This is a genomic window from Pedobacter psychrodurus, assembly GCF_032678585.1.
Lineage (GTDB): Bacteria > Bacteroidota > Bacteroidia > Sphingobacteriales > Sphingobacteriaceae > Pedobacter > Pedobacter psychrodurus_A.
The window spans coordinates 1-25,108 of record NZ_JAVTSN010000062.1 but is presented as its reverse complement, the minus strand read 5'-3'; the positions used below and the strand labels follow the sequence as shown (position 1 = coordinate 25,108).

Here is a 25,108-nt window from a genome sequence, read left to right as displayed (position 1 = left end):
AACCATGAGCGCAAAAACAATTTCCATCATTATCTTAACCGTATTACTGACTATATTTTTGATGGTAAATACCGAACCTGTTGATTTTGATTTTCTGGTTACCACCGTTCCGGTATCTAAACTTTTGGTTATCGGCATCTGTATCATCATCGGTTTTATTATCGGCTTCGTTGTGGGCCGTCCGCGAAAAACGGTAAGCAGTTATGATGATGAGATCGAAAGACAACAACCAGTTTCGAATAAGAAAGAATTGAGTGATGAGGACAGGGATTATATCAGCTAGTGCCCATGGTCTGTGTCTCACAGACCATCAAGATAATTTTTCTTGAAATATGGCTAACTTTAGCGCAGTTTTGTGAAAATGCTTTGAAAAGCTAGTCCAGTAGTGCTATTAACTGTTAGTCGGGCTTTTCGCTAAATCTTTTAAAATGCCGCTGTCATGCTGAGGCACGAAGCATCTGTTTCATCGGCTGCAGACGCTTCGTACCTCAGCATGGCAGTGAAACGGAAGCAAGTGCTAATTTTAAAAGGATACCGCTGCAATCCCGTTTATGTAGGCAATTAACGGCTACTATTGAAGGTTCCTTAGCGAGACGTATTAGGTTTCCACGGCTAGCTGATTGCAGTCATAATCTCTCCGTAAAGCAAACCACTACCCCCACCATAGTGCTGTATAATTTTCAGGTCTGGTCTTAAGGCAAGCAGTTTATTTTTTAGTTTCACTTCCGAATCGGGTTCAATTCCATTTCCGAGCAAAACCAGATCAACATGCTGTTCTTTGCAAATAGAAATGGCCTCTTCATTTTTACAAACACATAAACCCTTCCATTCAGGCCTGGCATTTAACAAGCGGTTCATCACTGTGGTAATTTCTGTATCCCGGCCGATATAAAGTATGGTAGTTTGCATATTTTTAAATTTAAAATAATAACATTATAGTGAACAAATCACACAAAAAAATCGTCATTCCGACTGAAGCACCGATTCTTCATCGGCAGAGAAATATTTGGTCTCTACTCCAAAACTTCTCCTCCAAAGGAGTTCCTCTGGAATAATACAATCGAAATGACGATTCTTCTAATTTAATTCAGTTCCATCGGAACATCCATCAATAAAACCTCTGCATCTGCACTGTTAGCTTTAAAACTGATGCTATCTGTATCCCACACACCCAATCCGTCTCTTTTGCTTAACACCTGTCCGTTAATGGTTACTTCGCCACTGATTACGAAAGCATACACCCCGTTTCCGGCTTTTTTGATTTTATACTCGGTTTCAAAACCTTCATCAAACTTACCCAACGAGAACCAGGCATCCTGTTGAATCCAAACACCGGCATCATCAGCATTTGGCGATAAGATCTGCTGAAAGTTATTGTGTCTAGCAGCAAGATCTAAAGTTTGCTGATCGTAACGCGGGGTAACATTTTTCTTGTTCGGGAACAACCAGATCTGCAATAAATTTAATTGCTCATCTGCATTTGCATTAAACTCGCTGTGGCTAACACCTGTACCAGCGCTCATCACCTGAATTTCTCCGTTTTTAATTACGGCTGAATTGCCCATACTATCTTTGTGCGCAATTGCACCGGCCAATGGGATGGTAATAATTTCCATATTATCGTGCGGATGAGAACCAAAGCCCATTCCACCATCAATACTGTCGTCATTTAAAACCCTCAAAACTCCGAAGTGCATCCTTTCAGGATTGTAATAATTAGCAAAACTGAACGAGTGGTGTGCATTTAACCAGCCATGATTGGCGTGACCGCGGGTGTTTTCTTTGTGCAAAATAAACTGTGACATAAATTTCCTTTCTTATTTATGATACAAATTTACAGCACCGATGCTTCCCCGGCGTTGATGTAGGGTAAGAAATCTTTAGTGTATGGCGTTTGGCGGTAAGCGGTTTAAAACCCAATGCACTAAAGCCCGCGCTTTGATAGCACAGCACTACTTTTAAGTTCTCTCAGTGCATCCAAAGCTACCCAATTTGCTTTTTTATTGCTTTGAGCAAGAATATTGTTTGCCGTATCAATGACATGTTGGTGAAGAGAAAAATTTCGTTTGCCAATTTGCCTCAATGCCCAGTTAATTGCTTTTTTAACAAAATTCCGGCTATCGTAAGCTTCTCTTTCGATGATGGGCAAAAAACCCAGAAAAGTTTCGTCGGGTTCTTTTTTAAGATGCACCGCGGCCTCTGCCATTAGCACAAAACCAGTCCGTTTTACAAATTCGGCTTTAGCCTGGGCAAATTCCAAAACCTTCGACTTAAAATAAGGCGTTTTAACGAAAAGATTTCCACAAGCCTGATCACATATACCCCAGGAACTGAAATCTTTCGTCCACGCGTTTATTTGCATTTCTGTCACCTGTTTATAATCGCCGATAAAGGTTGCTAAAAGGCGGGCTTCATGAAAGCCGGTTTCCCAAAGCAATAAAGAGAGCTCCTGATTTTTACCGATCTGCTTACCCATCTTTCTGATATTTGGTACACGGATACCGAAAGCCTTTGAAATATCGATCTCAAAATGGGCCATTTTTTTAAGGTAATCAGGCTCGTTAATGGATTTTAATTCGGAAATGATAAAATCAAGATCTTTCATAACACGAATTTAAGTTTTTGTCTAGACTTCAGAAGTATAGACAAAACAATCAAGGCTAAACACCCCAATGCTAAATATAACCAATCCTTAACACCATTTCAGTTTTAAGTTTATATTAATCCTTTAAACTTGCTCCAATTTTACCATCACAATCAACCTTAAAGAACCTATGCAAAAAAAACTCATCTGGGTGTTATTAACCTCGTGTCTGATAACGGTATCCTGCAAAAAAAACACATTACCTGAAGAGGACATCAACACGACGAGTCTTAAAAAAAATGCGCTCTTAGCCACTACGGCCGAAACCAGTGCCGCTGCAAGTGTAAATGCCTACACCAATACATCAAGTTATATTAATACAGGTTTTTCATTTTTAAATCCAACACAACTGGATAAAAACCGCCAGGCCATTGGTGGCAGTGCTTACACCGAGGTGTATGGCTTTAACGTTCCTGAAGAGAACAGGGCAAGGGGAATCAGGTGGAATGAAGATGATGAAACCACTTCTATTTGGCGTCCTCAGGGAATTGCGGGTTTTTCCAGAAATGGCGTGCGCTATTTATTGGTGAGCTGGTACGCCAAAGATGCGGCAGAAAGCAAAGGCTCGAGAATCACATTGATTGATATCAGCCCAAGCTCGAGTACTTATTTAACATACAGGCACATTTTACTGGTGCAACCTACCCTTCCAAGCGGCACTTTGGACTATACCCAATATGCCACTTATGCACCATTAAATGTACATGCTGGCGGACTTGCCTACTTTAATGGCAAAATCTATTTAAGCAGTACCAGTTTAGGATTAAGGGTATTCGATTTAGAAAAAATTATTGAGGTAAGTAGTGGCACCGGCACTGAAAATAAGTGCGGCAAAGATGCCAGTGGCAATCTTTATGCTTTCAATTACAGGTACATACTCCCACAAATAGGTTATTATAAAATGAATGATGCCAGTCCAATTTCAACAGTACAGGTAAATTACGAAAACAACCAATTATGGACCGGGCAATATTATGCCGGCAGTGCAGATGCATCGATTGTACCTAAAATATTCGGATTTCCAATAAATACATCCGGCGAATTGCAGAATTCGGGTATACAAACTGTTATTCCAAAAAACAGTTTATTTACTTCCGATCATGCGCATGGCATACAAGGTGTGTTTAGAAAGGGAAACAGAACCTGGCTTTCCTGTACTGGCTCGCCCAGCGAATCGTACGGATCTACCGCACGTTTAGCGAGATATACCGATGGCGACACCAATACCGTTCGATACAGATGGCCGTACGGAGCCGAATCGTTATATCTTGAAGCCCAATACGGATATTTATGGAGCTTAACCGAATTCGAACCCAACGCCGGAGCGCAAAATGGCAGTCAGGTTAACCGTTGCATATTTGCTGTAGATTTTTCAAAATACGAATAGCAACCTTAATAGAATAAAAAAGGGAGATCTTTTACAAAATCTCCCTTTTTTATTTTTTTTTCTTTTTAAGTTTTTATTAGGCTAATGCCTGCTCAATATCTGCCAAAATATCGTTGATATGCTCAAGGCCAATTGATAAGCGGATAGACCCCTGTTCAATCCCCACTTCATTACGTTGCTCTTCGGTAAGTTTACTGTGGGTGCTTGTAGCTGGATGTGTTGCTATCGAACGGGTATCGGCCAGATTTGCAGAGATAGAAAACATTTGCAAGCTATCCATAAATTTACGTGCAGCATCGATACCGCCCTCAACCACAATGGTTACAATACCACCACCCTGTTTCATTTGTTTTTTAGCAATCTCATATTGAGGGTGCGATGGCAAAAACGGATATTTTACCAGTTTAATTTTAGGATGTTTTTCTAAATATTCGGCAACTTTTAAGGCATTTTCGCAATGGCGGTCCATACGGATAGCCAGCGTTTCTAAACTTTTAGATAAAATCCACGCATTAAACGGCGATAAAGCTGGTCCGCTGTGACGGGCAAAGCCAATTACATCTGCAATTAACTCCTTCGTACCTAAAATAACACCACCCAATACACGGCCTTGTCCATCGATATATTTGGTAGCCGAGTGAATTGAAATGTGTGCACCAAGTTCGATTGGCCGTTGCAAATATGGTGTAGCGAAACAATTATCAACGACTAACAGTTGATTGTGTTTTTTAGCCAGATCACCTAAAAATTCCAGATCGATAATGTCGATACCAGGGTTAGATGGCGTTTCAACAAAAATCATTTTGGTATTGGGTTTGATCAATGCTTCCCAATCCTGTGGTTTATCCAAATCGGCATAATCGAACGTTACACCCCAGTTAGAAAAAACATTCGTCAATAATTGGTGTGTAGAACCAAAAACAGAACGGCTCGAAACAATGTGATCGCCATTTTTCAAAAATGCACCAAATGTGGTAAAAATTGCGGCCATTCCTGTAGCCGTTGCAAAACCATCTTCAGCACCTTCTAAAAGGCACATTTTTTCGATAAACTCAGATGTATTTGGATTTGAATAACGGCTATACACATTCCCCTCCTTTTCGTTGGCAAACAAGGCACGCATTTCTTCCGCATCCTCAAACTTATAACTCGAAGTAAGGTAAATGGGCGATGAATGCTCTTTGTGTAAACTGCGTTCTGTTTGAGTGCGTATAGCTATGGTTTCAAAATTTTCGGATTTCATTTTTTAGTATCAAGATTTTAATATCGAGTATCAGGATTTGAGTATTGAGTTTGGAGTATCAGCGTGTGGGTATTAAGATTTGAGTATCAGGTATCAAGATGTAGTGTGAGAATAATGATGCAATCATAAATTTTAAGATTTGCTTCTCGGTACTCTATACTTGCTACTCGATACTTGCTACTTGCTACTTGCTACTTGATACTTGATACTTTCTACTCGATACGCTCTCCCCCTAACCCTGCTATTTATTTATTGTATAAGTAAAATTAATTGTTGCCGAACGGCCTAAGATATTCGATACGGAGCAATATTTATCGAATGTCATCTGCAGTGCACGTTCTACTTTTTGAGTGCTTAAATCGCCGAATAAATCGAAATGAATATCAATTACATCAAAAATAGGTGGCATTTCTTCTTCTTTTCTGGTTGCGTTTATGGCAATTTTAATGTCGTCAAGAGGCTCCTTTTGTTTGGTTAATACATTTATCATATCAATCCCGCTGCAGCCCCCTAGCCCAATAAGCAACATCTCCATTGGTCTGAAACCTTTTCCTTCGCCACCAATGGCAGCTTTTGCATCCAATTCTACAGTAAAACCGCTCTCGTTCTCTGCTTCAAAATTAAATTTACCGCTCTTGCGGATTAGATTTATGTTCATATTAATAGTATCGAGATGTTAGATTTGAGATTTGAGACATTACAAACGCCTTAAACCTTCCCCCCTTCATACCTCTATTTAAATTTATTTTATTAGTAGTATCGAGATGTTAGATTTTAAAGATGAGACATTTTAAACGACCTCGACCTTCCAACCTTCAACCTTTCAACCCTTATTTAGTATTAAAACGCAATGCGCCATACGCTCAGCTTAAATGCCATAAAATACTAAGTTGTTTTTTTCCAGTTCAGGCAATTTAACCGGATAGTCGAAAATTGCAAAAACCGACGAACCGCTGCCACTCATTAAAGCGAATGTTGCGCCTGCATCGTATAAACTGGTTTTTATTTGACGAATTTGGGGATATTTAGCGAAAACGGATAATTCGAAATCGTTGATAACCTTATATTTCCATGTTGTTGGATGCAAATGTATGATTTCTTTTAACGATTGCAAAGGTTTTTGCGGTTTTACATGCGCATAAGCATCCGCCGTGCTGACATGCACAGGCGGTTTTACCAAAACTTTAAACCAGCCTGACAAATCTATCTCACATTTTTCAAACTCATCACCTTTATTAAATGCATAAACTGGTTTGTTTTCGATAAAAAAAGCACAGTCTGCCCCCAATTGACGGGCGTAACCTTCCATTTTATCAACAGATAAGCCTAAACTGAATTTCTCATTCAATAATCTAATTAGAAAAGCACAGTCTGCCGATCCTCCACCCAAACCAGCCCCTACAGGGATATTCTTTAATAAATTGATCTGCTGTGCAGGAATATCAAAATCCTTTTTTATTAATTGATAGGCCTTAAAACACAGGTTATCATTTGCATCACCAGGAATATCTATCCCGTGGATTTTACATGAGGTAATTGCCGCATCGGTAATTTCTACAGTATCTTTGATATTGATCGGAAAAAAAACAGTTTCGAGGTTATGGTAACCATCAGCACGTTTTTCGGTGATATTTAAGCCTAGGTTTATTTTTGCGTTGGGGAAAGATAGCATGCAGATTTGAGATTTGAGATTTGAGATTTGAGATTTCCTCTCAAAGCCAAATACAGTTCCAACTGCAAACATACAAACAAGTACTGAATTTTAAATACGCTGTAACTTCCGGCTTCAAGCCAGGACTACACGCAACCGATGTTAACAATTAACCAGTGTGTATAAAAATGATTCTGAACACCTGATAAATTTTAGATATTTGTAATTAATTATTTATTTACAATTTGGAAGCCCCTTTAGGGGTGTGGGTTATGAAACAATATTTAGATTTAATGCAGCATGTGCTTGATCATGGCGCTCAAAAGCACGACCGTACCGGTACTGGAACAATAAGCGTTTTTGGTTATCAGATGCGTTTTAACCTGCAGGAAGGTTTTCCGATGGTAACCACCAAGAAACTGCACTTAAAATCTATTATTCACGAACTGATCTGGTTTTTAACTGGCGATACCAACATTAAATACCTTAAAGATAATGGCGTGCGTATCTGGGATGAGTGGGCTGATGAAGATGGCAACCTCGGGCCGGTTTATGGTTCGCAATGGAGAAGCTGGCCAACACCAGATGGACAGCACATTGATCAGATTACCAATATCATCAATACGATTAAAAACAACCCCGATTCGCGCAGGATTATTGTTTCGGCGTGGAATGTGGCTGAAATTGAAAATATGGCGTTACCTCCTTGTCATGCATTTTTTCAGTTTTACGTAGCACCCCCTAACCCCCTAAAGGGGGAAACAAAAGGCACACTTAGTTTACAATTGTATCAACGCAGTGCCGATATTTTCCTGGGAGTTCCTTTTAATATAGCCTCTTATGCCCTGCTTACCATGATGGTGGCACAGGTTTGCGGCTTGGAAGCCGGAGATTTTGTCCATACACTTGGCGATGCACATTTATATAATAACCATATCGAGCAGGCCAACCTACAGCTCAGCCGTGAGCCAAAGGCATTGCCAACCATGAAAATCAATCCCGATGTAAAAAGCATCTTTGATTTCAAATTTGAAGATTTTACTTTGGAAAACTACGAAGCACATCCGCATATTAAAGGAATAGTGGCGGTTTAACCCCCCAGCCCCCTGAAGGGGGAGCTAAACGCATGTTGAAATACCAGCAATAAAAAAAATAGATTAAGCACTGCACATGAACGACGGAAATTCAAATTCCCCTTTAGGGGTAGAGGGGTTAAACAAGGGAACGGAAAAGCCCCTTCAGGGGTTGGGGTTATCTATCGCTGTAGCCGTAGGCGAAAACTTTGCCATCGGTAAAAATAACCAACTTTTATGGCATATGCCGGCCGATTTAAAGTTTTTCAAACAAACTACTTCCGGACACACTATAGTAATGGGGCGTAAGACCTTTGATTCTGTTGGAAGGCCTTTACCCAACCGCAGAAACATTGTGATAACCAGGGATACCGAATTAAAAATAACCGGTGTTGAGGTGGTAAACAGTTTAGATGAAGCATTAGTCATTACCAAAACAGAAGAAAAACCTGTCTTTATTGTAGGTGGGGCTGAAATTTACAGACAAGCATTGCCAAAAACCACCACGCTTTATTTAACTACCATTCACCACGAATTTGATGCAGATACTTTTTTCCCAGAAATTGACCGCAACGAATGGAAAGTAATTAGTAGCGAAGCCCACCGGGCTGACGAAAAGAACAAATACGATTACACATTTGAAGTTTTAGAGCGGAAATAAATCAAATCGTCATTAATCAGCGTTCGTTGTAAGATTGCTTCGTTCCTCGCAATGACGAAATCTCCAAAGAATCATTACCACTGCCAACTAAACCCGATTGGAACGGATGCCGATTTTTCTTCAAAATTGGCAGGAGGGAAAGCGGGACCGAACCAAAGCCAAAAGCTACCATACCTGCTTTCCCAATTATTTGACTGTACCACAACCTAAGTATTTGGTAAAACGATTAGCAGGCAAAAAATGATATTATTGCCCAATAAAAATTAATGTTAATAAATTATCAATTAAGGGGTTCTATAATTTAAAAATTTAATTAGATTTGCCGACTTGTTAAAAAACAGCGAAAGACAAAATTATTTTAAACAAACAATGCAAGGAAAAGGTTTTATTAAGTTTATAGCGATAGTATTGGCTATCGTTTGTGCGTACGCACTTTCATTTACTTTGGTAGCATCCAAGGTGGAAAAAGACGCAAAAAACGCTGCGAAGGGTAATTTAGCCAAAGAAAAGGCTTACTTAGATTCGATGAGTACCGTGAAAGTTTATCCTTTAGTTGGATTTACCTATCAAGAGGTAAAAGCGAAAGAGATTAATTTAGGTTTAGACTTAAAAGGCGGAATGAACGTAACGATGGAGATATCGTTAGCTGAGCTGGTTAAATCGTTAGCGGGCAACCCTACTGATGGCAACTTCAACGCAGCCATTCAAAACGCGCAGACAAAATTAAATGACGGTGGCAAAGATTACATCAAAATTTTTGTTGATGAATTCGAAAAATTAAGCCCTGGAGTAAAACTTGCAGATTATTTTTCTAACCAGGATAACGCATCTCAGTTAAAACCTAGCGCAAGTAATGCTGACGTTGAATCTTTCTTAGAGAAAGAAGCAACCAGTGCGATCGATCGTTCGTTTACAGTTTTACGTTCCCGTATTGATGGTTCTGGCGTTGTGAGTCCGAACATGCAAAAACAAGAAGGTAGCAACCGTATATTAATCGAGATGCCAGGTGTGCAAGACCAGGAGCGTATGGCGAAACTTTTACAAGGTTCTGCCGAGTTACAGTTCTGGCAGGTATATCAGGTACAAGAAGTTGCGCCTTTATTAGAAAACATTAATAAAATTTTAGCGGCAACATTAAAAGCTGATGCTCCTGCAACTAAAGATACAACTGCTGCTCCAGCTGCTGGTGGTAAATTAGCTGGCCTGGAAAAGGCGGCTACTAAAGATACGACAGCTAAAGGTGGCAAACTTGCCGGCTTAGGTAAAAAAGATTCTACAGCGGTTAGAGCTGAATTGGCAAAATCTAATCCATTATATGCTGTCCTTAATCTTCCGATCTATCAAGGCCAAAACGGACAACAACAATTAATGCCAGGGGCAGTTGTTGGTATGTCGTTACAAAAAGATACTGCAAAGGTTAATAACTACTTAAAACTTCCAGAAGTTGCTGCATCTATTCCATCTACGATGAAATTTATGTGGAGTGTTAAACCAAGAGAAGGTTCGAGAATTTTCGAATTATATGCGATTAAAGTGGTAAGTGCCGATGGCAAACCAGATTTAGGCGGTGATGCGATTAGCGATTCGAAAGATGACTTCGATCAGCACAACAAACCAGAGGTAACCATGTACATGACCAGCGAAGGTGCTGCTAAATGGAAAAAAATTACTGCTGAAGCCGCTGCTGATCCAAACAACAAAAAATCTATTGCTATTGTATTAGATAACCAGGTTTACTCTGCTCCTACTGTGCAGAACGAAATTGCTGGTGGTGTTTCTTCAATCACTGGTAATTTTACCCAAACCGATACTAAAGATTTATCTAACATCTTAAAAGCTGGTAAATTACCTGCTCCTGCACGTATTGCAGGTAGCTATGTAGTTGGTCCAACTTTAGGTGCACAAGCTATCCACGATGGTTTGATCTCATTCGTAATTGCGTTTATCGTAATTTTAGTCTTCATGGCCTTGTATTATCACCGTGCTGGCTGGATTGCAAACTTTGCATTGTTAATCAACTTATTCTTCATCATCGGTATTTTAGTATCGCTTGGTGCAGTATTAACCTTACCAGGTATCGCAGGTATCGTATTAACCATTGGTTTATCGGTAGATGCAAACATCCTGATTTTTGAGCGTGTACGTGAAGAACTTGCCCACGGCAAGAACACTGCTACTGCAATTAAAGAAGGTTTTAAACATGCAATGCCTTCAATCATTGACTCAAACGTTACCTTATTTATTCTAGGTGCCATCCTTTACGTTTTCGGTAGCGGACCGGTTCAAGGTTTCGCAACTACACTATGTATTGGTATCCTTTCATCATTATTTGCAGCTGTAGCCATTTCGAGAGTTGTTTTCGAATCGTTACTAAACCGCAAAATCGAGGTAAGTTTCGATAACAGCCTAACCCGTAATGCATTTAAAAACTTAGCCTTCAACTTTGTTGGCCGTCGTAAAATCTATTACATTATCTCTACCATCATTATCATTGCAGGTATTGGTATGTACTTCAAAAATGGAGGTTTAAACTTAGGTGTAGATTTTAAAGGTGGTAGAACTTATTTGGTTCACTTCGATAAAGCAGTTAACACAGAAGATTTAAAAACCAAGTTAAACCCTGTTTTCGGTAACGAAACTCCAGAGGTTAAAACTGCAGGTGAAGATAGTCAGGTAAAAATCACCACTACTTTTCACATCGAAGATCAGGACATTAAAACTGATAAAGTTGTAGAAGATGCATTAAACAAAGGTTTAGCAGGTTCTAAATATGAAATCGTAAGTTCACAAAAAGTAACGCCGATTATCGCTAGTGATATTGTAAACGGTGCTTTCTATGCGGTATTGATCTCATGTTTATTCATGTTTATCTACATCGTAGTACGATTCAAAAAATGGCAATATGGTTTAGGTGCGGTAATCGCATTGTTCCATGATGTGTTAATGGTATTGTCTTTCTACACGATTTTAGATGGTATCATGCCATTCTCATTAGAAATCGGTCAGGATTTTATTGCAGCAATTTTAACGGTAATGGGTTACACCATGACAGAGACTGTTGTAGTATTCGACCGTATCCGTGAGAAATTAAAAGAATCTGGTAAAGAAGATTTACATGGTGAAGAGCGTAACAACTTAATCAACTTCGCATTGAACAGTACATTAAGCCGTACCATCTTAACCTCATTAACCGTATTCTTCGTGTTATTGGTGATCTTTATTTTCGGTGGCGATAGCATCCGTGGATTTATCTTCGCCTTGTTGATCGGACGTATCATCGGTACCTATTCATCATTATGCATCTCTACTCCTATCGTAATTGATTTGGGTAGTTCGGCTGAGAAAAAAAAGTAAGAGATTAAAAATCCTAAAATATATAAGCGTTCCGGGCAATCGGGACGCTTTTTTTATGCTCCTCACCCTGTGAATGTTTGGGTATTTATGATACAGTGCCATTCCTCTCCTCAAAGAGAGGGAAACAAAGGATGGTGCTTTTAACCATGGTTTTCTAATCAATGCGTTATGAAAAGTGGGTTTTACCCTACTGTTCCAGCCTGTCCCTCTCTTCAAGGAGAGGGACTAACAAAACCTAATCTCTCCTCTAGCGTTAACAGGGTGAGGTTTTTGAAAAGCAAAGCCTATAATTCTTCGGTTGCGATAGCCCTGCTATACATTCCAATCTTTTTAATTGGCACTGTCATGCTGAGGGACGAAGCATCTGTTTCATCGGCTGCAGATGCTTCGTCCCTCAGCATGACAATAAAGTTCAGGGTAGCTGCAAATTAAAAAGGATTTCCATTTCTATCAGGTCTATTATCCTAGGATACCGCTTAAAACCTACAAAATCCGCCTTCGTCATGCCAACGTTATATCTTGGTAATTAAACCGGAATAACTGTCAAAACCTCATTTTTTAAACCTTTTGGCCATCTTTTTGTTACATTAGCAATAGATAAACCGATACGAAAATGGATTTACAACTTCCTAAAAGCGAATACCCTAGAGTAGTTATTGTTGGCGGTGGATTTGGTGGAATTGAGTTAGCTAAACGTTTAAAAAATAAACCTTTTCAGGTGGTTATGCTAGATAAACATAACTATCATACTTTCCAGCCGCTACTTTACCAGGTAGCCACGGGAGGCCTGGAAGCCGATTCGATTGCTTTTCCGCTACGTAAAATTTTTAAAGGACAAAAGAATCTCATTTTTCGGGTAACCAAAGTTACCGAAGTGAATGCAGCAGAAAACTGTTTGCAAACAGATATTGGTAGAGTAAATTATGATTATCTGGTGATTGCCACAGGTTCTACCAGTAATTTCTTTGGCAATAAAGAAATCGAAGCCAATTCGATGCCCATGAAATCAATTCCAGAAGCGCTGGATTTAAGAAGTTTAATTTTACAAAATTTCGAAAAATCGCTGATTGAAAAAGATTTAGATAAAAAGAGTGCGTTATTAAACTTTGTTGTAGTTGGTGGCGGTCCAACAGGTGTTGAAACATCTGGTGCCATTGCAGAGCTTAAAAGACATGTGATCCCGAACGATTATCCAGAAATGGATCTGAGCAGGGTGAACATTTACCTGGTCGAAAATTCGCCAGAATTATTGGGGGTGATGTCGCCACAGGCCCAAAAGAAAGCCAAAGATTTCCTTACCGATATGGGCGTTCAGATCATGAACGAAACCAGGGTACTGGGTTACGACGGACACACGCTTACCCTACAGGATAAGGCGCCGATTTTAAGTTCTACTGTAATTTGGAGTGCTGGTGTTAAAGGCGAAGTTTTAGGTGGTTTAGACAAAGCTGAAGTAGTTAGAGGAGGCAGGTTAAAAACAGATACCCAGAATTTAGTTGTGGGCTATCAGAATATTTATGCCATTGGCGACGTAGCTGCCATTATCGACGAAGAAACGCCTAATGGCCATCCTGGTGTTGCGCCGGCTGCCATTCAACAAGGTCATCACCTCGCTAAAAACCTGATCAACATCAAAGAAAATAAACCCTTAGAGAAATTCAAATATTTCGACAAAGGCTCTATGGCCACCGTAGGCAGAAACAAGGCTGTTGTCGATATCGGCAAAATCCGTTTTCAAGGGGTCTTCGCATGGTTTACCTGGATGTTTGTACACTTAATGACTTTAGTTGGCTTCAGAAACAAAATCATTGTTTTCGTCAATTGGGTTTGGAGTTATTTCAGCTACGATAGAGGAACCCGTTTAATTATCAGAACCTTTGCCAAAGACCGAAGTGTTGATTATAGGGATGAGGTACCGACAGAAGAGAAGGTTCATTAGTCTTTAGTCTTTAGTCTTTAGTCTTTAGTCTTTAGTCTTTAAGGCAACTTTAATGCTCGAAAATTGTTTTCTCTTTCTTCTTTTCTTTGCGAAAAACTTTGCGCATTTTGCGGTTAAACCAAAATTATGAGCCAGAACAAATTCAAATTAGTAGAGTGTCCGCGAGATGCCATGCAGGGATTACACGATTTTGTTCCTACGGCACTTAAGGTAGAATACCTGAACCTTTTGCTTCAGGTGGGTTTTGATACGCTTGATTTTGGAAGTTTTGTTTCGCCAAAAGCTATTCCGCAAATGGCTGATACAGCAAAGGTTTTAGCACAATTAGAATTAAGTAACACTTCTACCAAGCTCTTGGCTATTGTAGCCAATTTAAGGGGCGCAGAAGACGCTATTAAACACGAAACGATTGATTACCTCGGTTTTCCGTTTTCAATCTCAGAGACCTTCCAACAACGTAATACCAATTCGAGCATCACGCAATCTTTAACTACTGTTGAGGAAATGCTTTCTCTATGTACAAAAAACAATAAAAAAGCAGTGGTTTACCTGTCGATGGGTTTTGGAAATCCTTATGGCGATGATTGGAATTACGAAATTGTAGAAAAATGGGCTGATGTACTGGTGAGTAAAGGTGTAGAAATTTTATCTCTGGCGGATACCGTTGGTGTTTCAACACCAGAAAAGATAACAAGTATATTGCCAAAGCTGATTTCGAGGTTTAGCGATACAGAAATTGGTATTCATTTGCATTCCACGCCTGCCGAACGATTCGAAAAGATAGAGGCTGCATACTATTCAGGCGTAAAACGCATTGATTCGGCCTTAAAAGGCTTCGGAGGTTGCCCGATGGCTGCTGATGACCTTACAGGTAATATTGCTACAGAGGATGTAATTGGCTTTTTGAATGCGAAAGGAGAAAACCTGAACCTTAATATGGATAAGTGGAATGAGGCAATGGCTTTATCAGGGAAGATATTTGGATAGTTGTCTTTTTGCCACGGAAGCACGGAAAAACACGGAAAAATTCTGTGATTTTCCGGTGTTTCCGTGGCATATTATTTTCAAACCTTTTTCACCATTTTAAAATGCTGTATTCCAGCCTCTTCAAATTGATCGCCCTCAGCTACAAAACCAAATTTGGCATACAAACTCATGGCATCTAACTGTGAGTTTAAATAAATGTAATGTGCATCTTCCGGAAGATCAGATAGAGCCTCAGCTATTAGTGCGCGACCAACCCCCTGCCCTCTAAAATCTTTTAAAACAGCAAAACGTTCTAACTTATAACCAGCATCCGTTTTACGCCATCTACAAGCACCACAGGGCTGTCCGTTATTGGTGGCCAAAAAATGTACAGACTCGTCTTCATGTTCCCATTCTAGCTCCGGGGGACAGTTTTGTTCGTCTACAAATACAATTTTACGTATAGCAAATACTTTATCTAAATCTTCGGGATGGTTAACTTTTTGAACGTGTAGACTCATTATCGTGGTGTTTAAAGTGTTTATTCGATTTTAATTTCAATTCATTGAGCTCTTTTGCTACATCTATGGAATGTGAACAATGAATATCGGCCTCTTTTTTGGCAAGTGTAGCAATCGCAACGTAAAATTTATGTAACTGATCCAGTTCTTTTTCGCTTAGGTCTTCAATGTCCACCATTCGGTTACTTGCCCCTTGTTGTGCAGCAATCAATTCATTTAATTTTAACTGTATGGCTTTACCATCTTTGTTCTGTGCCTTCTGAATCAAAAAAACCATTAAAAAGGTAATAATTGTCGTGCCAGTATTAATCACCAATTGCCAGGTTTCAGAATAATTAAACAAAGGCCCTGTTACTGCCCAAATAATTACAATAGCTGTAGCCGCTATAAATGCAACTGAACTACCGGTAAACTTGGTTGCCGCGTTAGCGAATTTCTCGAAAAAATTATTTCTCTTGGTGTCGTTCTTAGATTTTGCCATTACAATTTGTTTGCTTAAATATAACCATAAAACAAACAAAAGCGCCATAAGTTTTTAAACCTATAGCGCCTTTATTTAATTATTGAATGATTGATTTTTTGAATGATTGAATATTGATCAATCTTCCAAAACAATCAACTTTACAACTTATCGTTAACGTTGATACAGTTCAGATCTTCGAAAGCTGTGGTTAAGCGCTTTACAAAAGTTTCTTCACCTTTACGTAACCAAACGCGTGGATCGTAGTATTTTTTGTTTGGTTTATCATCGCCATCAGGATTACCGATCTGGCCTTGAAGATAAGCTTCGTTCTTTTTATAATATTCTAAAATACCTTCCCAAAATGCCCATTGCATATCAGTATCGATATTCATTTTAATTGCACCATAAGAAATTGCTTCTCTTATTTCTTCCTGAGTAGAACCAGAACCACCGTGGAATACGAAGTTGATTGGTTTCTCTGCAGTTAAGCTGAATTTTTCTTTGATAAAATCCTGAGAATTTTTCAAAATTACCGGTTGCAATTTTACGTTACCTGGTTTATAAACACCATGTACGTTACCAAAAGCAGCTGCAACAGTAAAACGAGGAGAAACTTTGCTCAATTCTTCGTAAGCATAAGCTACTTCGCTAGGCTGAGTATATAATTTAGAGCTATCTACATCACTATTATCAACACCATCTTCTTCACCACCTGTAACACCAAGTTCGATTTCGATAGTCATGTTCATTTTAGCCATGCGCGCTAAGTATTTAGCAGAAATTTCCATGTTTTCTTCGATCGATTCTTCCGATAAATCTAACATGTGTGACGAAAACAAAGGTTTTCCGGTTTCAGCGAAGAATTTTTCACCGTGGTCTAAAAGTCCATCGATCCAAGGCAACAATTTTTTAGCGGCGTGGTCGGTATGTAAAACCACGGCAACACCATAATGTTCTGCCAATAAATGTACATGTTTAGCTGCCGATACAGCACCTAAAATACATGCTTGCAATTTCTCATTATCTAAAGATTTACCAGCATAAAACTGTGCACCTCCGTTAGACAATTGAATCATAACAGGCGAATTTACTGCCTTAGCAGTCTCCAATACCGCGTTAACCGTATTTGTACCGGTTACGTTTACTGCTGGTAAAGCAAACTGATGTTTTTTAGCCTGCTCAAACAATTCTTGAACGGCATCTCCGTAAATTACGCCTTTGTAGCCTTTTAAACTCATTTCTTGTTAATTTTATTAAGTCCGAAGTTATAAAAAAAAATAACATTCCAAGCTTTTGTAACAACAGAATTATTTGCCTAACAGCAAAATAAGGCCTATTTAGTGTAAAAAACACATTATCCTTAGTGTAAAAAAGACACACCTAAGGGAATAAACAAATCACAATAACCAATAATCAAACATTGCAACACCTATAGAAATAATCAAATCACAATGATCAATTATCAAACCTTACTAAACGCCAGGCGAGTTTGATAATTGCGATTTGATCATTGGTTATTAATGATTGTAATTCTTTATCTTAATTTTATTTTTCGTTTCTTTGCAATCCAATTCTTTAAAAAATTATATGGCTTGGTTTAAGAGAGAGAATAAAGGTATCATTACCACAACTGAAGAGAAAAAAGAAGCACCAGATGGTTTGTGGAATAAATGTCCAAATTGTAAAAAACCGCTACATCAGGCAGAACTTCAGGAAAACAAATACGTTTGTCATTACTGCGATTACCACCTGAGAGTAGGATCAAAAGAATATTTCGAGGTTTTATTTGATAACAACGAGTTTAAAGAGCTGTTTCCTAACTTAACATCAGGCGATCCGCTAAACTTTAACGATAATAAACCTTACACCGATAGGATTAAAGAAAGCCAGGCTAAAACAGGCTTAAAAGATGCTATCCGTGCGGGTGTTGGTAAAATCGAAGGACAAGATCTCGTTATTGCCTGTATGGATTTCGCCTTCATTGGTGGTTCAATGGGTTCGGTTGTAGGCGAAAAAATTGCAAGGTCTATCGATTATAGCATTAAACATAAAGTTCCTTTCCTGATGATTTCAAAATCTGGCGGTGCACGTATGATGGAAGCTGCATTCTCATTGATGCAAATGGCTAAAACATCGGCTAAACTCGCATTATTGGGTCAGGCTAAAGTTCCATACATCTCATTATTAACCGATCCAACTACTGGTGGCGTAACGGCATCTTATGCGATGCTGGGCGATATCAATATTGCAGAACCGGGCGCATTGATCGGTTTTGCTGGCCCACGGGTAATTAAAGAAACCATCAAAAAAGATTTACCAAAGGGTTTCCAGACATCAGAATTCGTTCTTGAACATGGTTTCCTTGATTTTATTGTAGATAGAAGAGCCATGAAAGCTAAATTGGGCGCTTTTATTAAAATGATGAACAACTAGTTTTTGGTTAATCGGTTAATTGTTTAACTGGTTAATTGATATTTAGAAAAGCAGGGCTTGAATAAATCGGTTAATTCAGTCCTGCTTTTTGCTTTAAGTCCTCGTTACACTCCGGGCTTTTCGCGGCAATCAGGTTTAATTAACATAGGCCAGTGGTTCTTTTGTAAGGTTTTCCTAGCGAGCGTATTAAACCACCCCACCCTGCGGGCAGCCCTCAATTTGAGGGGAATATTAACAGCAATTTTTCTTATTTTTAAACTAACCAAACTAAAAATCAGATGAAAAAGCTATTATTACTCACCTTCCTGATCACGGCCATTATTTCTGTGCATGCCCAGGAGAAAAAAGCTAAAGTACCTTATGATGAAGCTTTAGCCAAAAGACTCGGTGCGGATAATTATGGAATGAAAATGTATGTCCTCGTGATGCTTAAATCAGGCACCAACACTACAGAAACAAAAGCCAAAACCGATAGTTTATTTGCAGGTCACATGGCAAACATGGGCAAAATGGTCGAAATGCAAAAGCTAGTAGTTGCCGGCCCGATGGGTAAAAACGATAAAAATTACCGCGGTATTTTCATTTTAAATACAAAATCAATCGAAGAAGCCAAACAATTGTTAGAAAGCGATCCTGCAATCAAGGCTAAATTACTCGAACCAGAATTATACAATTGGTATGGATCGGCAGCACTGGCTGAATATCTGCCATTTCATGATAAGATACAGAAAAGTAGTTTTTAGGGTTGTTTGCCACGGAAACACTGAAGGCACGGAGAAGTTAACATAGTGAGGTCAGATGTTAACTTAGTGAGGTCAGATGTTACCATCTGAGCTTTTAGCTTAATGAATCATTCAATATCCACTTTTGAGATTGCCACGGCGATGAAAAATCGCCTCGTAATGACGATCCTACTTACTGCAACATTTCCATTAACTTCCCCAACCCTATTTCTTATTTCATAAATTAGCGCATCAAATAACTAACCCTAACTCATTATGAATAAAAAAATACTATTTTCAGCGCTATTCCTGTGCGCTACGGCGAGTGTTTTCGCGCAAGACAAAAAAGTAATCGACAATATTGTTAAAGAAGTAAACGAAAACTCCCAATTGGAGAAACTCGCGCACGAACTGTTAGATGTTGTAGGACCGCGTTTGGTTGGTTCGCCACAAATGAAACAAGCCAATGAATGGGCCGTAAAAAAATATAGCGACTGGGGCATTACCGCTAAGAATGAAAAATGGGGCGAATGGGCTGGCTGGGAAAGAGGCATTACCCACATCGATTTGGTGAGTCCACGGGTACGTACTTTAGAAGGTACACAATTGGCCTGGAGCCCATCAACCAATGGAAAAACCATTAATGAGGAGGCGATTATCCTTCCAGAAATTACAGATTCGGTATCTTTTCAAAAATGGTTGCCTAATGTTAAGGGCAAAATTGTATTAATTTCGATGAACCAGCTCTCTGGCCGACCAGAAAAAAACTGGGAAGAATTTGCCACTAAAGATCTTTTCGAGAAGTTTAAAAAGGAAAAAGCCGATGCGGCTAAGGCCTGGGCTGCCAGCATAACCAAAACAGGTTTAACCGCCAAAACATTACCCGTAGCCTTAGAAAACGCAGGCGCTGTAGCTGTAGTAATCAATAACTGGTCGCAGGGATTTGGTGTTGACAAAATCTTTGGCGCAAACACCACAAAAGTGCCAACTTTGGATTTATCGGTTGAAGATTATGGCCTGGTTTACCGTTTGGCGCTGAATGGCGATAAACCTAAGTTAAAAATCGAAGCAGATTCAAAGAAATTGGGCGCGGTACCCACCTTTAATACCATTGCAGAAATAAAAGGCACACAGAAACCAAACGAATACGTCATGTTATCAGCCCACTTCGATTCGTGGGATGGCGCAAGCGGCGCTACCGATAATGGCTCAGGTACCATTTTAATGATGGAAGCCATGCGTATCCTAAAAAAAATCTATCCTAACCCGAAACGCACCATTCTGGTTGGGCACTGGGGAAGCGAAGAACAAGGTTTAAATGGCTCAAGAGCTTTTGTAGAAGATCATCCGGAAATTGTGAGCAACCTCCAGGCTTTATTCAACCAGGATAACGGTACAGGTCGTGTGGTGAATATCGGCGGACAAGGTTTCGCTAAATCAAAAGATTACATTACCCGTTGGTTGGCTGCAGTTCCAGATACCATTAAAAACCAGATCAAAACCAGTTTTCCGGGAACGCCGGGCGCAGGAGGTTCTGATTTTGCTTCATTTGTGGCTGCCGGAGCTTTGGGTTATTCATTAAGTTCTACGAGTTGGGATTATGGCACTTATACCTGGCACACCAACCGCGACAGTTACGATAAACTGGTCTTCGACGAAATTAGAAGTAATGTGATTTTAGCTGCGATTATGGTGTATATGGCTTCTGAAGATCCCGAAAAAACTTCGACTGAAAAAGCGACAGATTTACCTGTAAACGAACGTACCGGAAAACCGTCTACCTGGCCGGTACAAACGAAATCGAATAGAAAAGGTGGGTTGTAAAAAATAATTTGAATATATTAAAAGAGCATTTGGTAACAGATGCTCTTTTTTATTGCAGCAACCCTGAATATGCTGTCATGCTGAGGCACGAAGCATCTGCAACCGATGAAACAGATGCTTCGTACCTCAGCATGACAACGAGTGACATTACTCCTCTTTCTTCTGGAATTTATAAAACAAATAGCCCAAAAAAGGTAAAATCAAAACACTTCCCAACAAAAGTGCTAAACCCAAACTATAAATGGTTTTTTCTGGTCCCACGGTTTCCAATAGCGAAATTGCATCCCCGCTTTTTAAACGGATAAAGTTTGGGAAGTGGGCATAACTTATGGCCAGGAGAATCATCGTGACCTGAAAGCCTGCTAAAATGCGTAAAACTTTCGTTTTGCCTTTAATCAACAAATACCACAACAACACTAGTGATAAACTGGCCAAAATAATAGCAGATACGCCCACTGTACTCTTGAAAACCCAATCAATCAACGGAATTTTATCGCGTTGTGCTGCAATAAATACCATTGCCCCAAAAACTACTGCAGCCACATTCATAAATTCGGCCTTTTTAATAAAACGGCGTTTATCATGCGCTTCCTTTGTTTCACCAATGAGATATATGGCGGCCAGGAAACCACATAACGCTACCGTAAAAAAACCCACGGCAACTGAAAACCAGTTTAACCAGCCCGAAATATAGGCCGTATAGAAATCCATCGCCTGTGTATCGATATGACCCGAGATCAGGCTACCAGCAATAATGCCGAGAAATAATGCGGTAACAAAACTCGAATACCTGAATATGCGGTTATAGAGCCATTGCATATCATCTTTTACAGCATCGTAATGTCGAAATACAAAAGCAGTACCGCGGGCAATAATGCCAATGAGCATAATGGCCAATGGAATATGCAGATAAACCGACATGGTGGTGTAAATATGTGGAAAGCCTACAAAAAGAATTACAATCGCAATAATTAACCACATGTGGTTGGCCTCCCACACCGGGCCAATCGCCTGGTACATGGTTTTTCGGGTTTTACTCCGGTTTTTGGTCGAAGTAAACAGTTCGATAATGCCGGCACCAAAATCGGCTCCACCCAATAAAAAGTAGAGCAGAATGGCCATGCATAAAAATGTAATTACAACGTATTCCATAGTCTATATTTTTGCAACAGATGTGCACACCTGCCCAGCCGGATAAGGCGGGGGATCAACACAGATCTTAAATAGTTCAGCTACAGCAACTAAATTTTTATCCGTGCTCATCCTTTTCATCTGTGGTTAATGATTATTTTCTTCAATTTTATTGTATAACACGGGTACCATTTTAATTTGGCGATAAAGTAAAAACGTTACAATAATACTTAAGGACACATAAATGGCTGAAAAGATATAAAACGAGTAGGCAATACCTGGCATCGGCGTAACGGCATCTTTAGTGCGCATAATACCATAAATAATCCATGGCTGCCTGCCAACCTCTGTAACTACCCAACCGGCCTCTAAAGCGAGATAACCGAGTGGAATGGCGAAAACAAATAACTTTAATACCCAGCGTTTCTCGGTTAAGGGTTTCTTTTTGACAAGAATGAAAAAATAAGTTAAGGATATCAACAACAGCAGCGTACCAATTCCCACCATGATCTGAAAGGCATAATGTGTGATGGCCACAGGCGGATGTTCATTTTCGGGAATCTGATCCAGTCCTTTAACCTCAGCTTTGAAATCGCCATGCGCGAGGAAACTTAAAGCACCTGGAATCTTGATCGCCCCCGTTACTGTTTTATCTTTTTCGTTCACAATTCCACCGATCAACAGCGGTGCAGGTTTTTCGGTTTTATACAGCGCTTCCATTGCGGCAAGCTTAGCGGGCTGACGTTTGGCCACGTCTTTTGCAGAAATATCGCCACTTAAGGGTTGCAATAAAGCACCAATACAAGCAAATACAGCTGCTATTTTAAAAGCTTTTAAATGGAATTCCTTGTTTCTATCCCTCAAAATCATTAGGGCATGTACACCTGCCACGGCAAAACCTGTTGCGGTAAACGCCGCTAAACACATGTGTAAAGCCTGACTGAACCAAGCTTTATTGAACATGGCCTGTATGGGGTCGATGTTCAGATATTTTCCATTTACAAAATCAAAACCCGCCGGACTGTTCATCCAGGCATTTGCGGCAACTACCAATATCCCCGAAGCCAAACCACTTACCCCAACTACCATCCCGGTAAACCAATGAAACCACTTATTCAGTTTATTCCATCCATAAAGGAAAAAACCCAACGCTATCGCTTCGATAAAAAAGGCTGTTCCTTCTAAAGAAAAAGGCATACCGAATATCGGTCCTGCGTGATCCATAAATTTTGGCCAGAGCAGCCCCAGTTCGAACGATAACATGGTACCTGATACTGCGCCAGTAGCAAAAAATATGGCCACACCCTTACTCCAGGCCTTAGTAAGATTTTTATATACCTCATCGTTAGTTTTAAGCCATTTATAGTGCGAAACGGCCATAAAGAAAGGCATTACCATGCCAATACAGGAAAAAATGATATGGAAGCCTAACGATAAGGCCATCTGGGAACGGGCTGCTATAAAATCATCCATGAGCTGTAGATTTTGAATTGTAACAAATATAGTTGTTAAACACTAAAGCCTACTGTAATTCAATGCCGTTGAAAGGATTATTTCAAATATAGAACGTTTATAAATTGGAAAAAGATTTGGATGTTCGTAGCTACAGAGAATATCATTTTAACCACAGATGCGCACAGATAAACACAGATTTTACTGATATTATCCCTTATCTGTGTGCATCCTTTTTATCTGTGGTTAATAAAATTTTAATAAGCTTGGCTGCCTAAACCCCTTTCAACTCATCATAAGCAGCGGTTAAACTCCTTTCTATGCCATCTCCCTGCCATTCGGGTGCATTAGGAATGGTAGTTGTTTTCAGGATATCTTCTTTGCTTTTACCTGCTTTAATTTCTCCGCCAACAAATGTTAAGAGATTCTGAAGATAATTTTGATAAGCTTTAATATCTGCTTTGTTCCCGGTTACTTTCTCAGGATCTAAACTATGTCCCCAGATAAATAAGGTATCGTTATCAAATTGGGCAACGATTTTATCCAATGCGGTAATCCAATTGCCAATATGCGCGCCATTCTCCCGATCAATGTAAGGAAACCTACGGTTAAACACCAAATCGCCTACATGAGCAATATTTGCATGCTCAAAATGGTATACGGCATCTCCGTTGGTGTGACCAGAGCCATAATAGTAAGCTTTAATGTTCTCGTCGCCTACTTTTGCATTCCACTTGGTTCCAAAAGTAGTATCCGGCAACAATTGTTTGTCTAGATTATTTGCTTTCTCCGCCCCTCTTTTTTGATTCACCAAAGAGTTTTGATGCGCCACAACTTTTTCGGCCAAACCTTTGAAAGAAATATTCCCTGCAGTATGGTCGCCATGGTGGTGGGTATTGATCAGGTATTTGAAAGGTTTTTCGCCCAGTTTTTTTAGTTCTTCAATCACATGTGGTGCTGTGGTTGGGAACTGTGCATCTACAACTACAAAACCACTGCTCGAATTTAACCAGCCTATTGTACCTCCCTGTTCGGTAAATATTCCCACATTATTGCGCAATGGTTTAAAGTTGTAAGCACGCATGAGCTCTTGCTGTGCAAAAACATCTGTTTTATAAACCGAAAGCAAGGCCATGGCCAATGCCGAATTTTTGATAAAATTTCTTCTTTCCATTTTGGGATTAAGCTAAAAAAACCACAGCATTTGCCGTGGTTTAAATTTAATGATTTTGATCGTGAATTAACAAAAATTTATATTCCCGAACCTGGTGTGGTACCTGGCTCATGCCCTGGGCCAAAAGAATTGTTTTTACGGTCTTTATCTTTATTAAATAAATTTGTAGTCACTTTCGACGATTTGTTTTCATCAAGTGTTCTATCTTCTTTAATATCTTCTGCTGTTTTATCCAGTAAATCGTTCTCAACAACTTTACCTTTTTCTTTATTCGTTTCCATAGTAATTGTAAATTGATGTACTAATGGAACAAGTAAAAAATAAGATTGTTTTAATAGTTGTTTTGGGAATGGGATTATGGATTACTAAATCCGTGTGTGGTGAGCTAACAACCAAGAAATCAAGACACATTCCAAACTATTCCCACCTTCCATGACTAAGTGGAAGAACATGTTTTGGTTGATGAGCCA

At 39.5% G+C, this 25,108-nt stretch carries 24 protein-coding genes; 11 read left to right on the top strand and 13 right to left on the bottom strand.

The window, feature by feature from the left end; all coding sequences use genetic code 11:
- Positions 1 to 4 precede the first annotated feature (4 nt).
- Positions 5 to 283 (top strand): lipopolysaccharide assembly protein LapA domain-containing protein, encoded by a 279-nt coding sequence (locus R2S57_RS27310; protein WP_316848087.1) that lies wholly within the window; start codon positions 5 to 7, stop codon positions 281 to 283.
- 329 nt (positions 284 to 612) lie between these two features.
- Here the strand turns inward: R2S57_RS27310 and R2S57_RS27305 are convergent, their stop codons facing one another.
- The 3 genes from R2S57_RS27305 to R2S57_RS27295 form a co-directional block, all read right to left on the bottom strand.
- Positions 613 to 909 (bottom strand): hypothetical protein, encoded by a 297-nt coding sequence (locus R2S57_RS27305; RefSeq protein WP_316848086.1) that lies wholly within the window; start codon positions 907 to 909, stop codon positions 613 to 615.
- Positions 910 to 1,082: 173 nt separating this feature from the next.
- On the bottom strand, positions 1,083 to 1,805 hold the full coding sequence (locus tag R2S57_RS27300) for a pirin family protein (protein ID WP_316848085.1): 723 nt from the start codon (positions 1,803 to 1,805) through the stop codon (positions 1,083 to 1,085).
- Positions 1,806 to 1,924: 119 nt separating this feature from the next.
- A complete protein-coding gene (locus R2S57_RS27295) occupies positions 1,925 to 2,605 on the bottom strand; it encodes a DNA alkylation repair protein (protein ID WP_316848084.1) in 681 nt (226 codons plus the stop codon).
- 169 nt (positions 2,606 to 2,774) lie between these two features.
- On the opposite strand from R2S57_RS27295, the gene R2S57_RS27290 reads away from it, so the two are divergent.
- The gene (locus tag R2S57_RS27290; RefSeq protein WP_316848083.1) at positions 2,775 to 4,031 is read left to right on the top strand and encodes a hypothetical protein; all 1,257 of its coding nucleotides are present in this window, start codon (positions 2,775 to 2,777) and stop codon (positions 4,029 to 4,031) included.
- A 76-nt stretch (positions 4,032 to 4,107) separates the two neighbouring features.
- Here the strand turns inward: R2S57_RS27290 and R2S57_RS27285 are convergent, their stop codons facing one another.
- From R2S57_RS27285 to ispE, 3 genes are all read right to left on the bottom strand, one after another.
- Positions 4,108 to 5,274: a trans-sulfuration enzyme family protein gene (locus R2S57_RS27285; protein ID WP_316848082.1), complete on the bottom strand. Its 1,167-nt coding sequence runs from the start codon at positions 5,272 to 5,274 to the stop codon at positions 4,108 to 4,110.
- 241 nt (positions 5,275 to 5,515) lie between these two features.
- Positions 5,516 to 5,932 (bottom strand): OsmC family protein, encoded by a 417-nt coding sequence (locus R2S57_RS27280; RefSeq protein WP_316848081.1) that lies wholly within the window; start codon positions 5,930 to 5,932, stop codon positions 5,516 to 5,518.
- Between the two features lie 210 nt (positions 5,933 to 6,142).
- Positions 6,143 to 6,946, bottom strand: a complete 804-nt coding sequence (ispE, locus tag R2S57_RS27275) for a 4-(cytidine 5'-diphospho)-2-C-methyl-D-erythritol kinase (protein WP_316848080.1) — start codon at positions 6,944 to 6,946, stop codon at positions 6,143 to 6,145.
- A 251-nt stretch (positions 6,947 to 7,197) separates the two neighbouring features.
- On the opposite strand from ispE, the gene R2S57_RS27270 reads away from it, so the two are divergent.
- The 6 genes from R2S57_RS27270 (at position 7,198) to R2S57_RS27245 (ending at position 14,939) form a co-directional block, all read left to right on the top strand.
- Positions 7,198 to 8,019, top strand: a complete 822-nt coding sequence (locus R2S57_RS27270; protein ID WP_316848079.1) for a thymidylate synthase — start codon at positions 7,198 to 7,200, stop codon at positions 8,017 to 8,019.
- A gap of 151 nt (positions 8,020 to 8,170) precedes the next feature.
- Positions 8,171 to 8,659, top strand: a complete 489-nt coding sequence (locus tag R2S57_RS27265) for a dihydrofolate reductase (RefSeq protein WP_316848097.1) — start codon at positions 8,171 to 8,173, stop codon at positions 8,657 to 8,659.
- Between the two features lie 369 nt (positions 8,660 to 9,028).
- Positions 9,029 to 12,013 carry a protein translocase subunit SecDF gene (secDF, locus tag R2S57_RS27260; RefSeq protein ID WP_316848078.1) on the top strand — a complete coding sequence of 995 codons (2,985 nt, stop codon included), beginning with the start codon at positions 9,029 to 9,031 and terminating at the stop codon, positions 12,011 to 12,013.
- Between the two features lie 168 nt (positions 12,014 to 12,181).
- The gene (locus R2S57_RS27255; protein WP_316848077.1) at positions 12,182 to 12,445 is read left to right on the top strand and encodes a hypothetical protein; all 264 of its coding nucleotides are present in this window, start codon (positions 12,182 to 12,184) and stop codon (positions 12,443 to 12,445) included.
- A gap of 181 nt (positions 12,446 to 12,626) precedes the next feature.
- Entirely contained in the window at positions 12,627 to 13,952 is a 1,326-nt protein-coding gene (locus R2S57_RS27250) for an NAD(P)/FAD-dependent oxidoreductase (RefSeq protein ID WP_316848076.1), read from the top strand.
- A gap of 126 nt (positions 13,953 to 14,078) precedes the next feature.
- Positions 14,079 to 14,939 carry a hydroxymethylglutaryl-CoA lyase gene (locus R2S57_RS27245; protein ID WP_316848075.1) on the top strand — a complete coding sequence of 287 codons (861 nt, stop codon included), beginning with the start codon at positions 14,079 to 14,081 and terminating at the stop codon, positions 14,937 to 14,939.
- 77 nt (positions 14,940 to 15,016) lie between these two features.
- Here R2S57_RS27245 and R2S57_RS27240 read toward each other — a convergent pair whose 3' ends face one another.
- From R2S57_RS27240 to fbaA, 3 genes are all read right to left on the bottom strand, one after another.
- A complete protein-coding gene (locus R2S57_RS27240) occupies positions 15,017 to 15,439 on the bottom strand; it encodes a GNAT family N-acetyltransferase (protein WP_316848074.1) in 423 nt (140 codons plus the stop codon).
- Complete coding sequence (locus R2S57_RS27235; RefSeq protein ID WP_316848073.1) at positions 15,414 to 15,920, bottom strand: low affinity iron permease family protein; 507 nt, start codon at positions 15,918 to 15,920, stop codon at positions 15,414 to 15,416. Before R2S57_RS27235 ends, R2S57_RS27240 begins: the two co-directional genes overlap by 26 nt.
- A 140-nt stretch (positions 15,921 to 16,060) precedes the next feature.
- The gene (fbaA, locus tag R2S57_RS27230) at positions 16,061 to 17,140 is read right to left on the bottom strand and encodes a class II fructose-bisphosphate aldolase (RefSeq protein WP_029276269.1); all 1,080 of its coding nucleotides are present in this window, start codon (positions 17,138 to 17,140) and stop codon (positions 16,061 to 16,063) included.
- 349 nt (positions 17,141 to 17,489) lie between these two features.
- On the opposite strand from fbaA, the gene accD reads away from it, so the two are divergent.
- The 3 genes from accD to R2S57_RS27215 all read left to right on the top strand — a co-directional run bounded on the left by accD (position 17,490) and on the right by R2S57_RS27215 (position 20,881).
- Complete coding sequence (gene accD / locus R2S57_RS27225) at positions 17,490 to 18,335, top strand: acetyl-CoA carboxylase, carboxyltransferase subunit beta (protein WP_131532007.1); 846 nt, start codon at positions 17,490 to 17,492, stop codon at positions 18,333 to 18,335.
- Between the two features lie 278 nt (positions 18,336 to 18,613).
- A complete protein-coding gene (locus R2S57_RS27220) occupies positions 18,614 to 19,078 on the top strand; it encodes a YciI family protein (protein ID WP_316848072.1) in 465 nt (154 codons plus the stop codon).
- A gap of 255 nt (positions 19,079 to 19,333) precedes the next feature.
- The gene (locus tag R2S57_RS27215) at positions 19,334 to 20,881 is read left to right on the top strand and encodes a M20/M25/M40 family metallo-hydrolase (protein WP_316848071.1); all 1,548 of its coding nucleotides are present in this window, start codon (positions 19,334 to 19,336) and stop codon (positions 20,879 to 20,881) included.
- 147 nt (positions 20,882 to 21,028) lie between these two features.
- Here R2S57_RS27215 and R2S57_RS27210 read toward each other — a convergent pair whose 3' ends face one another.
- From R2S57_RS27210 to R2S57_RS27195, 4 genes are all read right to left on the bottom strand, one after another.
- Positions 21,029 to 22,033: a cytochrome d ubiquinol oxidase subunit II gene (locus R2S57_RS27210; protein ID WP_316848070.1), complete on the bottom strand. Its 1,005-nt coding sequence runs from the start codon at positions 22,031 to 22,033 to the stop codon at positions 21,029 to 21,031.
- Positions 22,034 to 22,159: 126 nt separating this feature from the next.
- Complete coding sequence (locus tag R2S57_RS27205; RefSeq protein ID WP_316848069.1) at positions 22,160 to 23,485, bottom strand: cytochrome ubiquinol oxidase subunit I; 1,326 nt, start codon at positions 23,483 to 23,485, stop codon at positions 22,160 to 22,162.
- Positions 23,486 to 23,738: 253 nt separating this feature from the next.
- Positions 23,739 to 24,638, bottom strand: coding sequence for an MBL fold metallo-hydrolase (locus R2S57_RS27200; protein WP_316848068.1), 900 nt, complete (start codon positions 24,636 to 24,638; stop codon positions 23,739 to 23,741).
- A gap of 77 nt (positions 24,639 to 24,715) precedes the next feature.
- Positions 24,716 to 24,919 carry a hypothetical protein gene (locus R2S57_RS27195; RefSeq protein ID WP_025143865.1) on the bottom strand — a complete coding sequence of 68 codons (204 nt, stop codon included), beginning with the start codon at positions 24,917 to 24,919 and terminating at the stop codon, positions 24,716 to 24,718.
- Between the last annotated feature and the right edge of the window lie 189 nt (positions 24,920 to 25,108).